The following is a 12,989-nucleotide window of genomic DNA, read 5'->3' on the forward strand; positions in this document are numbered from 1 at the left end:
CCGCCCCTCGGGGCCGCGAGCACGACCACCCGTGAGGGCGTCTCCCGTCTCGGGGGGCGCCCTCGCGGCGTCGTGGCGTCACTGCTCGCCGAGGCGCTCAGACGTCGAGGACGATCTCGACCTCGAAGCCCTCGGAGCTCTCCAGGTAGAGCGCCGTGTGCTCGTCCCCGCCAGCGTGCGGGTAGCGGTCGGCGTACATCTCGTGCCAGCCGTGGGCCGTCGACTCGGCCCGGATCCGGTCGAGCAGGACCCGGGTGTCGACCGTGACCGCCAGGTGGTTGACCCCCGGCCGGTGCCGGTCGTAAGGCTCGTCGACCTGGTCGGCCGAGCGCTCGAGGAAGAGGTAGGTGCCGTCGGGGTGGACCCACGACGAGCCGGGCACGTCGATCTCCCAGCCGGCCTCGCCGAGCAGCCAGCCCCACTCGTCGGCGGCCAGGCCCGCGTCGGCCACCCACAGGTCCACGTGATGGATCGCTCGTCCCATGCGCGCAGCCTAGGACGCCGCACCAGGCCGTGCCGCTGATCGGGCCTACTACGGTGGGGCCATGAGCGAGTCCGGCGGCACCGACGAGTACGGCACCTACGACACCGACGACAGCGACCAGCTGACCGGCGAGGACACGCTGGGCGACGGAGCCGGCAACGACGTGGCCGACGAGCTCGACCGCGGCTACTCGCCGCCCGAGAAGTGGTCGGTGGCCGAGGGGTTCGGCAACACGCCCTACGAGGAGTCCGTCGGCGAGAGCTTCGACCAGCGCCTCGCGCAGGAGGAGCCGGAGGCCGAGGTCGACCTGCCCGAGCCCGACGAGCAGAGCGAGTCGGCGATCGACGACGGTGAGGTCGGGCGGGCGCGGGCCGGACGGCTGGTCGCCCCCGACCAGGGGTTCGGCGAGGACACCGAGAAGGACCTGATCGGCTTCGACGTCGGCATCGACGGTGCCGCCGCCTCGGCCGAGGAGGCGGCCATGCACGTCGTCGACGAGGACGACCACGTGCTCGACGACTGACCTCAGCCCGCGAACGAGAACACGTTCTAGTTGGGTCCTCTACGCTGGCGCGGTGCGCTTCTCCATCGTCACCGCCTTCCAGCCGGCCGACCAGCTCGTGGCGCTGGCCCGCGCCGCCGACGAGCTCGGCTACCACGCCGTCTCGGTGCCCGACCACGTCGTCGACCTGGAGGAGCTGTCGACGCCGTACCCCTACACGCCCGACGGCGCCCGGCGCTGGGACATCGAGGCTGAGTGGCCCGACCCGTGGGTGCTGATCGGCGCCCTGTCGTCGGTGACGACGCGGATCCGCTTCTTCACCTCGGTCTACGTCGCCGCCCTGCGCAGCCCGTTCCAGGTCGCCAAGTCCGTCGGTACGGCGGCCGTCCTGTCCGGTGGCCGGGTGTCGCTCGGCGTGGGGATCGGCTGGTGCAAGGAGGAGTTCGAGCTGCTCGGCGCCGACTTCCACACGCGCGGCCGGCGTACCGACGAGGGCATCGCCCTGATGAAGGCCCTGTGGGAGCCGGGCTGGACCGAGTTCGAGGGTGAGTTCTACTCCGCGCCGCGGATGCAGATGAACCCCTCTCCCCCGTCGCAGGTCCCGATCCTCGTCGGGGGGCTGTCCGAGATCGCCTTCCGGCGCGCGGTGCGCCACGACGGCTGGGTCGGCGACATCTACAGCGTCGAGGAGGCCTGCGGTCACGCCGCCCGGCTGCGCGAGCTGCGGGCCGAGGCCGGCCGCGCGGACGAGCCGTTCGAGATCATCACCGCCCTGTCCGACGCGTTCCTGCCCGAGCACTTCGCGACCGCCCGCGCCGCCGGCGTCACCGAGGTCTGGACGATGCCCTGGGCCTACTACAGCGGGCTCGACGCGAGCCTGGAGCAGAAGCTCGACGGGATGCGGCGCTTCGCCGAGGACGTGATGGCGCCGGCGCAGGGGTAAGGGATCTCGACAGGCTCGATCACCGAGTATGTCGTCGGCCGAGGTACCTCGTCGGTCGAGCCTGTCGAGACCCGCCGGTCACCCAGGCGGAGGTGGGTCAGCAGGCGCGGCAGCCGCCACACTGGGCGGAGATGGAATCCGAGGCCTACTTCCTGCTGGCGGGTGCGTGCCTGCTCGGGGCCGTGGCCCTTCCAGCCCTCCTGCACCGCTACGCGGTGTCCCCTGCGATGGTGCTGCTGCTCACCGGGGTCGTGCTCGGGGCGACCCCGCTCGCCGACTCGTTGGTGATCTACGTGCCCGACGAGGGCGACCGGCTCGTCGTCGAGCACGTCACCGAGCTCACCGTCATCGTGGCCCTGATGGGCGTCGGCCTGGCGATCGACCGGCCGCTCGACCTGCTGCGCCCCTCGACGTGGCGACGCTGGTCCCCGACCTGGCGGCTGCTGCTGGTCGCGCTGCCGGTGACGATCGGCCTGGTGGCGCTCCTCGGGTGGGCCGCGTTCGGGCTCGCTCCGGCCACGGCCCTCCTGCTGGGAGCAGTGCTCTCCCCCACCGACCCCGTGCTCGCCTCCGACGTCCAGGTCGGTGGCCCCGGGTCCTCGATCGGCGACGACGAGCCCGACGAGGTGCCCTACGCCGAGGACCGCACGCAGGTCGACCTGGCCGGCGAGGTGCGGTTCGCTCTCACCTCCGAGGCCGGGCTCAACGACGGTCTGGCGTTCCCCTTCGTTCACCTCGCCGTGCTGGTGCTGGCCGGCGGGTCCTTCTGGGCCGGGGCCGGTGAGTTCCTCGGCTGGTACGTCCTCGGCAAGGTCCTCATCGGCGTGGCCGTCGGCGTCGGGCTTGGCCGGCTGCTCGGCGCGGTCGCGTTCCGCAGCCGCGCCGAGTCGCTCCGCCTGGCCGAGCAGGGCGAGCCGTTGCTCGCGTTGGCGGCCCTGCTGACGGCGTACGGCCTCACCGAGCTCGCCCACGGCTACGGCTTCCTCGCGGTGTTCGCCTGTGCGATGGCGCTGCGCGCGGCCGAGCACCGCCACGACTACCACCGCGAGATGCACGAGGTCGTGCAGCGCCTCGAGCGACTCCTGACCCTGGTCGTGCTGCTGCTGCTCGGCGTCGCGTTCTCCTCCGGCCTGCTCCAGGACCTCGACTGGCGCGGCGTGACCATCGGTGTCGTGCTCGTCCTCGTGATCCGACCCGTGGTCGCCTGGCTCTCGCTCGCGATCGTGCCCCGGCTCAACTCCAAGGCCGGCGGGCTCGACACCCGAGGTCGGTTCGCGGTCGCCTTCTTCGGCATCCGTGGAGTCGGCAGCCTCTACTACATGGCCTGGGCGACCAACGAGGCCGAGTTCCCGGACGCCGGCTGGGTGTGGGCGACCGTCGGGTTCACCGTGGCGTTCTCGGTGATGGTGCACGGCATCGCCGCGACGCCGGTGATGCGACGCCTCGAGTCCGTGCCGTCCGGCAACAGCGACTGAGCTCGTTGCAGGCCTGTCGCACTCAGGGCCCCAGCAGGCCGAGCGGGACGACCGCCACCCCGTCCGGACGGCGGTAGGCGCGGCTGCCCGACGTGATCACCACGAGGCCCACGACGTCGCGGGGCAGCTGCTCGCGCAGCCAGTGCAGGTGCCGTACGTCGCGGTCCTCGACCGCGGCGGCGAGCTTGACCTCGATGCCCACCACGCGCCCGTCCGGCCCCTCGACCACGAGGTCGACCTCGTGGTCGCCGTTGCGGGTGCGCAGGTGGCCGACCGTCGCCTCGGCGGTCTGGGCGAGCTCGGCGTCCAACGACCTGACCGCGTAGTCCACATCGCAACGCAATCTTTAGCTCATCGCTCACGCTACTTTGAGCAGCAGCCCTAGGCTACCGTGAGCATAGTCGACTGAGTCGCCCACCGAAGGTCGCGACTATGGGCTGCAGCGCTATGTGGCGGCGCTCTGTTCGCCTTCCGTGGCAGTTCGGCTTACCGATCGCGGTGGTTCGCAACTGATCACGGGACATGGTGAACCACCATGAGCCTGCCGTGTGCCACGGATGCGCCCGACAATGTCGCGCTGCCGGCTCCGCGCGACCACCCCGCGCAGCGACATCCCGCTTGAGTCGCCTAGATGTCCTCGTCGTCCTCCACCTCCTCGCCGAGTTGTCGTCGCTGGTTTGTGCTGAAGTACCAGTCGGCAGCCTTCCAGCCTGGTGGCAGAGTGTCGGCTTGGACGCGGTAGCGGGCGTTCAGGCGGAAGGCCTGAAAGTGGTCCCAGTCATCGGTCATCTGCATAACTGCCGATTCCGAGAGTGTGATTCGACCATCTTGTTGGAGGGCACCGCCGAAATCCCACCGTGCCGTTCGACCAGTGTCGACGTTGTGCCATCGAGACTTATTGAAGAGGACGTCGTAGGCGGCCTGTTCAAGCCGTGGCAGCCTAGGCTCGACGTCGGGGTCGAGCAGGATGCGCTTGGACCGTGACAGGTCGGCGTGGGTGGCCGGATCGCGTAGTTCGCGAACCCAACTATTGACCTCACCGCGGGTGTACCCGGCGCGGTAAGGGTGGGTGCGGAGAAAGTCGGTAAGTGGGTCGACAAGTCGGTGCCCCGCGACGGCGAAGGCATTCTCGAATAGGCGCATAAGCTCGTGCAGCTTGGCGACTCCGTGCCCGGCCGCGAGTGCGGCGCCAAGCAGCGTGATGCCGGCTGGCCGGTCGTCCAGCAGGGCCTGAAAGTTCACTTGTTGGTGACTGCCCGGTGCGAGGCGTAGCGGTCCAGGCCGGAACGAGGGCAACTCGATCTTGACGCACTGCTCGAGTTGGTCGACCTCTTGCGCGGTCTCAGCCTCCAGAAACAAGTATGGGCGTGGTGAGTAGACGTCGTACTTGGCCTGGCATATGACCGACAACAGATTCGCTGCTTGCGCGAGACCGGCCTCGGCCGCGGCGAGCGTCTCGCGGGGCACTCGGATTCTGAGGCCGTCCACCTCCACGTCCACCGGCGCCGAGGCTTCAAGCATGACCCGGGTGGGCGTCGATTCCGCCGGCCTGGCCCACGACATCGTAAGTCCCGGGGCGTGCTCGAAGACGGTGTAGTCCTCGCAGCCCTCGAAGTTGTTGATGGCGACCACGGTGTCGCCGTTTACATAGAGGACACAGCGACGGAGACCGACCGGCGGGGGCACGAGTTCGGTGACCGCTAGGCGGTGCAATTTCATGTGCCAAGAAGATCACGACAGTTGGCGGTATGTCGCGTGCCGGATCTGATGGAGGCTCGGGACTGCTGCGCGAACCGGTGACAGGTTCGGTCAGGCCGCTTGGGTCGCGGTTGGCTTCATGATCAGTTCGTATTCGACCGGGGTCAACCTTCCAAGAGCAGCTTGCCGACGGCGTCGGTGATAGGTCCTCTCGATCCAGGTCACGATGGCGATCCGCAGCTCCTGACGTGTCGCCCACGCCCGTTGGTTGAGGACGTTCTTCTGCAGAAGCGCGAAGAACGACTCCATGGCCGCGTTGTCGCCAGCGGCTCCGACTCGACCCATCGAGCCGATCATCGAGTGGCGGTTGATGTTGTGGACGAACTTCCTGCTCCGAAACTGCGACCCGCGGTCGGTGTGGATCACACAGCCGGCCACATCGCCACCCTCGAGTCGGCGGCGAGCAACGGCGTTATTCAGCGCCGTTACCGCCAGCGACGACTTCATCCGCGAATCGATGGAGCAGCCGACGATCCGGTTGGAGTAGACGTCCTTGATCGCGCAGAGGTAGAGCTTGCCTTCGCCGGTCCAGTGTTCGGTGATGTCGCTGAGCCAGAGCTTGTTCGGGCTGCTGGCCTTGAACTCGTGGCGGGTCACCCCGTGTTTGTCGGTGACCGCGCACAGGTCGTCGTGGACCGGCGGGCCTGGCTTTTTGCCGTTGCCGCCGCGCTTCTTACCGTGCGAGGACCACCAACCCAGTTGCGAGCAGATCTTCCAGGCCGTCCGCTCGGCCATCGACTCGCCGACTTCTCTGGCCTCGTCGAGCAGGAACCGGTATCCGAATTCAGGGTCGTCGCGGTGAGCGTCGAACAGGGCATTGGCACGGTAGGCCGCAGCCAGTTCGGCGCGGGTGACCGGACTGAGGAGCCAGCGGTAGTAGGGCTGGCGGGCGATCTTGAGGACCCGGCACGTCACCGCGACGGGGACCCCGTCAGCGGCCAGCTCGCGGACGAGCGGGTACATCATTTTCCCGGCAGGTTCGCCTGGGACAGGTAGGCCGCTGCGCGGCGTAGGACCTCGTTCTCCTGCTCGAGCAGCTTGATCCGCTTGTTCGCCTCGCGCAGCGCCTCGGACTCGGCGCCGCTGCTGCGCGAGCCCGACGACCGGGTCGAGGTCTTCTCATCGACCGCAAGCCAGCGCTTCAGGCACGACGGCGAGATACCGAAGTCCTTCGCGACCTGGGCCATCGAGGCATCGGAGTCCTTGTAGACCCGGATCACGTCCTCGCAGAACTCCTTGGGGAACGCCTTCGGCATGGTGCACATCCTTCCAGCGCCGACCCACATCGACGCAGATCAGATGTCACCTATCCGTGCAGCAGTCCCGGATGTCGACCAATGGGTGCCAGGTCCGCTGTCTCGCGTCTATGGTCCTTGGAGTCGACTGGGGAGGGCCTGCGGTGGCGATAGAAGATCTCGGCACGCCCGACGGGGCTGCGGTCGGTGTCGATCGTGCTCGTGAAGCGGCTGGGCATCTTGTTCGCGAGCCGGATGACCCGGTGCTGCATGAACCACAGGGTGCTGCTGAGTGCTTCGCTGCCGTTGAAGGTCTAGCGGAAGCGTTTCGTGCGGCTGGGAAGACGTTCGAGGAAGTGATCGACAACAGTCGAGGCGGCGCAGAGTCGCTGTCGACTGACGCGTTCCAAGGACTGTCGGAGGTTGTGCAGAACGCCAACGACGTGGCCGCCACGGTGGTGTCGTTCATGCTCGATGACGACGTGTTGGAGGTTCGGCACAACGGCCGTGCCGTCAATCTCCGGGACCTGCGGGCGATGGCCGTGCCGTGGCTGACGACCAAGTCGGATGACGCTGCGGCAACGGGACGGTTCGGTGTCGGGTTGAGCACGCTTCACCGGTTCGCTGAAACCTTCGAGGTCCACAGCGGCCACTATCACGTTCAGGTGGGTGACCCCTTTGTGTCGAACCTGCTGTCGACTCCCGATGAGAGCGTGTACGTCGAGGAAACCGTGCTGAAGGTCGCCTTCCGCGAGGGCGCCGCGACCGAAGCCGAGTTCTTGGAGTGGTGCGACCGCTGGGATGACGCCGCGCTCATGTTCCTCGGCCACGTTCGCAAGGTCGTGTTCGCGACCCCTCATCGGTCGCGGACGCTGCAACTCGATGTCGGCAGGGAAGCGAAAGTCGAGTGGGAGCTCGACACGAACACCCCCGAGTCTGGGATACCGACGGCCGAGCAACCTGCCGACGCCCAGTCCGAGTTGATCGCGAACCGGCCCGATCGCGTGTCAGTAACGGTCCGTCGCGTAACCGCTGCGGACGGGCGCCGATGGCTTCTCTCGACGTGTGAGGTTCCGAGTCCGCCAGACGTGGATCGAGTCAGAAAGCGGAAAGGGGCTACGACGCCGATCGGAATCGCACTGCCATTGTTCAATCGACAGTCGAGCCATGGCGTCATGTATGCCGGGCTACCCGTGGTCGACCTGCCAGTGGTCCCGGCACTCGTCAACGCCCAGTTCGATCCGTTCACCACACGTCAGGGGCTGCAGAACAGCGACTGGAACTTCGCCGTCGCGCGACTCGCCGCCGGGCTCTGGCTTCGCACGATGGCCCACTTGTTCGACACTCAGCCTCGGAAGGCCTGGCGCTGCGTCCCTGCCCTGGCAACCGCACCGAACGCGGCGACCAATCACGGCTCAGCAGAGGCGTCATCGACCGACGACCTTGTCGACGCGTTTCGGTTGGACCTGATCGATCGCGCGACCAACCTGGCGTCACACATCACGTTCCCCGTTGACGGTGAAGCAGTGCCCCTAGGGAGTCTCGCGGTGGAAGCAGCACCGTTGAGCAGGCATCTGACCGATGATGAGGTCGCCCGGCTTGCCGAACTGCCTCGTCGCCTCCCAGAAGAGGCGCGGGACAAGCGTGGAGTGTGGAGATCAGTGCTCACACAGTGGCGGGCCACCGAAGCCGCCCTACCCGCTGAGGTCACCGTTGCCGACGCACTGAGACTGTTCGACGGCCAGGTCGCCGCCGAACCCGACATCAGCCGAACCATCAACCTCACCGCAGTTGCTCTCGACGCTGGACTGGCGACTCTTCTTGGAGACCACACGTGCGTCATCAACGATCGGGGCGAACGGGTCAAGCCACCACAACCCCACCACCCCCGGGTGCTCGTACGGGAGAGCGGCAGCCTCGCCCAATCGCTCGGCTTCGGCGAAGTCATACATCCGGAGTACCTCATGTCGACCGGACCATCCACCGCCGTTCTGGACTGGCTCACCACAACACATCGGCTGATCGGGCCAGACGATGTTGCCTCGCTCGAACGGCTCGCCACTGCCGGAGCACATGGCAACCCGATCGAGGCGCCCCTCAAAGACGAACACCTCGCGGCACTACGCACCGCGATGGAGCCTCTCGGAACGACCGAATGGAGACGCCTCGGCCCAAACCTCGGAAGGGCGATCTTCATCCGCGTCACCTTCTACGACACCACGGGCACGGAGAAGGAGGGCCACGCCCTGCCCTGCCAGGCCTACCAGCCACGCCAGATCGAGGGCAACGCCGACGGCTTCCAGACCGCTGCCGGTCCGACTCCGGGCCTCAGGTGGGCACACCGGCGGTACAACACACTGTTGAAGTCGGAACTCAAACGCGACGGCGGGCTGGGCGCGTCGCGACTACTGCGCGTCCTGGGTTGTCTGACCGCACCCCGACTCGCACCTCACGCGGCGGGCAACCAGTACTACCGGAGCAGTTATCGCAAGGGAGTTCCGCAATACCTCAACGGTGGTCCGGCCGCGCGAAGTCGCGCGCTCGTGGACCTCGACGCCAACTGGACGCTCGACGACTACGACTACGACAGCCTCGACCTCACCGCAGTGCTGCAGAACATCGCACGGGACACGAACAACGACCAACGGCGAAAGCGCGCCTCAGCGATACTCGCAACACTGCGACGCGGATGGCGTGAACTCAGCGAACACGCTTCCGTCGATGCAGCGCACGCACACCACACGTGGCATCACCGAGGGACCACCCGAGCCTTCTGGCTCTGGCGGGCATCCTCTATTCCGTGGCTCGAAAACGCAGCCGGGCAGGCGTCGACACCATCGAACCTCCGCCGCCAAAGCGAGTCGAACCGAGCCCTGTTCGGAAACGACCCGAGCGCTCTTGTCCATCCTGGGTTCGCAGACACACGCCCGGAGATCCTCGACGCCCTCGGCGTGTACGGCGAACCAAACACGATGGACCTCGTCCGACGGCTTCGCGAACTACGCGGCGAATCCGCGACCGACGAGACGTTCGCCGAGTGCGGAGTCATCTACCAAGCCCTCGCGAACCGGGTCAGGGCGGGCCGGGAGTCTCTCGGCCTGACCGAACGACAACTAGTCGACCACCTATCGCAGCGTGGCGGACTGATCCGCATCAGCGAGGGATGGTGCACCCCGGCCGAACTCCTGCGCGGACGACCCATCTTCGGCACACGACGACAATTCACGCCACCGATCCCCAGAACCGACCCACTCTGGCGGGCGCTTCGCATTCCCGAACCGAGGCTGGAGGACTGCATCAACGTACTTGTCGAGATCGGGAAGACAAAGCACCAACCCACATCGGACGACGAAACGATCATCGTCGACACGCTCCGCACCATCGACCAGTTGCTCCAGGCGCGTCGACAACCACTCCCTCGGCGCCTCAAGGACAAACTCCGCACACTCCCCCTTTGGACCTCCATCGGATGGCATGCTCGCCGTCCCGTCTACTCAACCGATGACCACCAACTGGCACTGGGGATCGGCACCGACCGACCCATGTGGCTACCCGGCGTCGACCCTGCACAGTTCCAAAGGCTCTTCAACGACCTAAGGATCACCGCCCTTGACCGCGACCTCGTCCGCGTCGCCGATCCGAGCGCAGGAGCGATCGACGAAACAACGACGCGGACCTTCACCCGGATCCTGGACCAGTTCAAGTCCGACCTGACACGCAACGCACCGGTGCTCGTAGACACGATGCGGATCGCCTGGACTGACGCGGCCGCATACGAGGTTCGCATCGACCCGGCCCTCAAAGCCACACTCACCCTCCCCAACGACAAGACGCCGCTCACCATCCCGATACGAGCGATGTTCGACGCTCAGGAGGCGGCGCTGTTCATCTCTGACATCGAGGAGATCGAACGTGTCGAAGGAGTCGCACGTGCTCTCGCAACACTCTTCACGGGCGACGCACGGCCAGTCACTCACGCCTGGCTGGCAGCCGTCCTGGCCGATCGGGAAGGGCAGCACATCAATGCGCTCACCCTGGCCGCAGAGCACGCCGAACGAGACGCCGCAGCAGCCGCACTCGCCATAGCCCGCCTCGAAGCACTCTCCACCGACGCAGCAGACGCTCACGACAAGAAGCAACAGGCTGCCAAGAAGACAGCCGCCGCCAAGAACGGAAAGAAGGCGTCCACCGCAGCCACACCCGCACAAGCGAACGACACGGCCGGTAACGACGCAGCCGAGAACGATACGACGACCCCTGCGGACGCAGAAGCATCACCAGTCCGCAAACCAAGATTCCTCGTCAACCCGGACAACCTCTTCGTCAAGGACATCAAGGGCAAGATCGTCCACGGAACGGCCTCGTCATCCGACCCTCCCCCCGATCCCTCCGACGCGGCCGACGGCGCCAGCGCCAGCGGCGCCGTCCACGGCAATGGCTCCTCCCCGAAACACCCGAAGAGCAAAGCGACGAACGACAGCGGCACGGCGCCTGTGGACAAGTCGAAGCCACCACCCAAGCGCTCAACTACCTACCGCGCGTACAGCGAGGACGAGAAGGAACGGCTAGGCATCGAGATCGCCAGTCGCGTCCTGAAGGGCGACGCACAAGCCCTCCAGGACATCCGCAACCAACGAGGAGTCGGCGCCGACGCCATCGACGACCTTGAACGGTTCTACGAGTTGAAGGTATTCGGTCGCGAGGAGCACAACACAGTACGGCTGGAGCCATCGCAGATCCGACTCGCGCTGACAGAGCCGAACTTCTTCCTCGTCATCGTCTCCAACCTCGAAGGACCCGACGCACGTCCAACGGTCCGTGTCATCAGCGACCCCATCAACCAACTCACCATGAAAGAGACGAGCGTCATCACATACAGCGGGATCCAGGAAGCGACGAGTCTGATGTTCACGCTCGACCAGGACGAAGAAGACGGACCTGCACCGGCCGCCGATTAGCAAGGACCCGATCTAGGAACTTGAGATTGGTGGCGAGGTCATTCTCGTGGCTATGCGTGCCGCCCTTGGCCTCTGCGACGCCCCATCCGTGACGGCCGTCGATCACTCTGTCGCCTGACAACCTATAGACCACGCGCCGGAACCGATTGTCCTGGTGCGAATTGGGTGGCGTCGCGGCGTGCCGAGGCGTGTCGACCGGGCAACGGGTCGATGTGTGGAAACGTCGTGCAGGTGCCGAACACGCTGGTTCCCGGTCAGTCCCGGTTGGGACACGTCCTCCACGATGACGAGGGCGGCCCATTCCCAGCGTCGCTGAGCCTCGAAGATCGGAAACTTAGGCTGACCGTGCCGTGGTTTGGCGACGAGGAGCAACGGCACGAGCGGCGGTTCATAGGCGATGCGGCATGGTGGGGCGACGACCCGGACGGAACCAGATTCCGTTACTCGATACCGAACGAGTTGCTGTTCGTTGACCCTGCCGGGACTGTCGTCCTTACGGGCTGCCGCAGCGTCGGCTGGACGACGAGTTTCGGCGTCGGGGCCGGAACCGGTCAGATCGCAGTCGACTTCGCAATCCTCGGAGCCAACGACACCTCGCACTTCACGAGGATCAACGGCCTCCAAACGCAGGTCGAAGGCCTCGGCATGTGGCTGCGGTCTAGCAGCATCGACGAGCAGGTCGAGAGCAATCCCGACGGAACTCTTCGGGCGCTCATGTTGCGTCTTGAGTCACCACCACCAATTGCCGGGTCGCCGATTCTGAACTTGGAGTTCCATCCCTCCTTCATGCGCGCTCACGAACGCGCCGACCAGATTCTGGTTCACGACGGAGTGTCGGTGCAGACCATGACCGGGAAGGTGCGGTCTTGGGGTGAACACCTCGACTGCCACTTCGCAGTGCGCGACCTGATGCGGATCGCGGCGTGGCGGGCTGTGAACTTCGTGGATGCGAAAGCCACGCGCAACGCGTCGCCAGAGCGGCTCATGAGTGGCGAGATCGTTGGACGCGCCTGGCGTCCCGTGGTGTCACCGCTGCTCGGGGCCATGGGGTCGTCTACGGAGTTGCGACGCTCGGATCTCCTGTTCTCCCACGCCGACGCGGCGCCCGGAGGCGTCCACCGGTGGGTGAAGATGCATCGTGAGGCGCCGCGAGCGATCCAGCCCGTGCTGCGGCTTCTCGACTTGGAGGGCGCCAGCCTGGAGACCCACGTCGCGCAACTCGGCATGGGGTTGGAGGCGCTTGCCTACCACCTGGCAAGGGGTGCTGGAGTCGGCGCCCAGGATGCTGGCAACGAGTCTTTCCGAAGCCGGATCGAACGCATCTGTGCGCTCCTGCCATCGGGTCTGTCGGTTCTCGAGCCGAACGACTCACTTCCGGCGGACCTTGCCCAGGGGTACAACGCGGTCAAGCACGCGAACCGGCCCCTCCCAGACGCCGACTTCCTCCTGAACGTCTACCGGCGCGGAATCCAACTCTTCCGAGCGTGGGTCCTCACCCTGATCGGCGTCCAACGAAACACGCTCCGGTCGCGTATCAACGGTGACCGGATCACCCGGCTGCTCAATCAGTAGGGCACCGGGACCGAGGCGTAGGTGGGCGGCAATTGCGGAACCCCACGGACCACCGTCGATCG

Annotated in this window: 9 protein-coding genes; 5 read left to right on the plus strand and 4 right to left on the minus strand. The window is 66.4% G+C overall.

Annotation, left to right across the window (positions count from 1 at the left end):
- Positions 1-97 precede the first annotated feature (97 nt).
- The gene (locus FJQ56_RS02885) at positions 98-484 is read right to left on the minus strand and encodes a VOC family protein (RefSeq protein ID WP_140007688.1); all 387 of its coding nucleotides are present in this window, start codon (positions 482-484) and stop codon (positions 98-100) included.
- A gap of 61 nt (positions 485-545) precedes the next feature.
- Here FJQ56_RS02885 and FJQ56_RS02890 point away from each other — a divergent pair, with 61 nt between their 5' ends.
- From FJQ56_RS02890 to FJQ56_RS02900, 3 genes are all read left to right on the plus strand, one after another.
- A complete protein-coding gene (locus FJQ56_RS02890) occupies positions 546-1,007 on the plus strand; it encodes a DUF5709 domain-containing protein (RefSeq protein ID WP_140007689.1) in 462 nt (153 codons plus the stop codon).
- 52 nt (positions 1,008-1,059) lie between these two features.
- Entirely contained in the window at positions 1,060-1,929 is an 870-nt protein-coding gene (locus FJQ56_RS02895) for a TIGR03619 family F420-dependent LLM class oxidoreductase (RefSeq protein WP_140007690.1), read from the plus strand.
- A 131-nt stretch (positions 1,930-2,060) separates the two neighbouring features.
- On the plus strand, positions 2,061-3,404 hold the full coding sequence (locus FJQ56_RS02900; protein ID WP_140007691.1) for a cation:proton antiporter: 1,344 nt from the start codon (positions 2,061-2,063) through the stop codon (positions 3,402-3,404).
- A gap of 22 nt (positions 3,405-3,426) precedes the next feature.
- Here FJQ56_RS02900 and FJQ56_RS02905 read toward each other — a convergent pair whose 3' ends face one another.
- The 3 genes from FJQ56_RS02905 to FJQ56_RS02915 form a co-directional block, all read right to left on the minus strand.
- Complete coding sequence (locus tag FJQ56_RS02905; protein WP_170215240.1) at positions 3,427-3,735, minus strand: DUF4143 domain-containing protein; 309 nt, start codon at positions 3,733-3,735, stop codon at positions 3,427-3,429.
- A gap of 296 nt (positions 3,736-4,031) precedes the next feature.
- Positions 4,032-5,123, minus strand: coding sequence for a hypothetical protein (locus FJQ56_RS02910; RefSeq protein WP_140007693.1), 1,092 nt, complete (start codon positions 5,121-5,123; stop codon positions 4,032-4,034).
- 90 nt (positions 5,124-5,213) lie between these two features.
- A protein-coding gene (locus FJQ56_RS02915; protein ID WP_140007694.1) for an IS3 family transposase occupies positions 5,214-6,418 on the minus strand; the annotation gives its coding sequence in 2 pieces (ribosomal slippage) (positions 5,214-6,131 and positions 6,134-6,418; 1,203 coding nt in all).
- A gap of 143 nt (positions 6,419-6,561) precedes the next feature.
- Here FJQ56_RS02915 and FJQ56_RS02920 point away from each other — a divergent pair.
- Positions 6,562-11,355 (plus strand): sacsin N-terminal ATP-binding-like domain-containing protein, encoded by a 4,794-nt coding sequence (locus FJQ56_RS02920; protein WP_140007695.1) that lies wholly within the window; start codon positions 6,562-6,564, stop codon positions 11,353-11,355.
- Between the two features lie 231 nt (positions 11,356-11,586).
- Positions 11,587-12,927, plus strand: a complete 1,341-nt coding sequence (locus FJQ56_RS02925) for an ApeA N-terminal domain 1-containing protein (protein ID WP_140007696.1) — start codon at positions 11,587-11,589, stop codon at positions 12,925-12,927.
- The last annotated feature ends 62 nt before the right edge of the window (positions 12,928-12,989 follow it).

It is taken from the genome of Nocardioides plantarum, assembly GCF_006346395.1.
In the GTDB taxonomy this organism is placed as follows: Bacteria; Actinomycetota; Actinomycetes; order Propionibacteriales; family Nocardioidaceae; genus Nocardioides; species Nocardioides plantarum.

Coding starts and splice junctions, on each gene's coding strand:
- FJQ56_RS02885 (WP_140007688.1), bottom strand. CDS start 484: ATGGGACGAGCGATCCATCACGTGGACCTGTGGGTGGCCGACGCGGGC.
- FJQ56_RS02890 (WP_140007689.1), top strand. CDS start 546: ATGAGCGAGTCCGGCGGCACCGACGAGTACGGCACCTACGACACCGAC.
- FJQ56_RS02900 (WP_140007691.1), top strand. CDS start 2,061: ATGGAATCCGAGGCCTACTTCCTGCTGGCGGGTGCGTGCCTGCTCGGG.
- FJQ56_RS02910 (WP_140007693.1), bottom strand. CDS start 5,123: ATGAAATTGCACCGCCTAGCGGTCACCGAACTCGTGCCCCCGCCGGTC.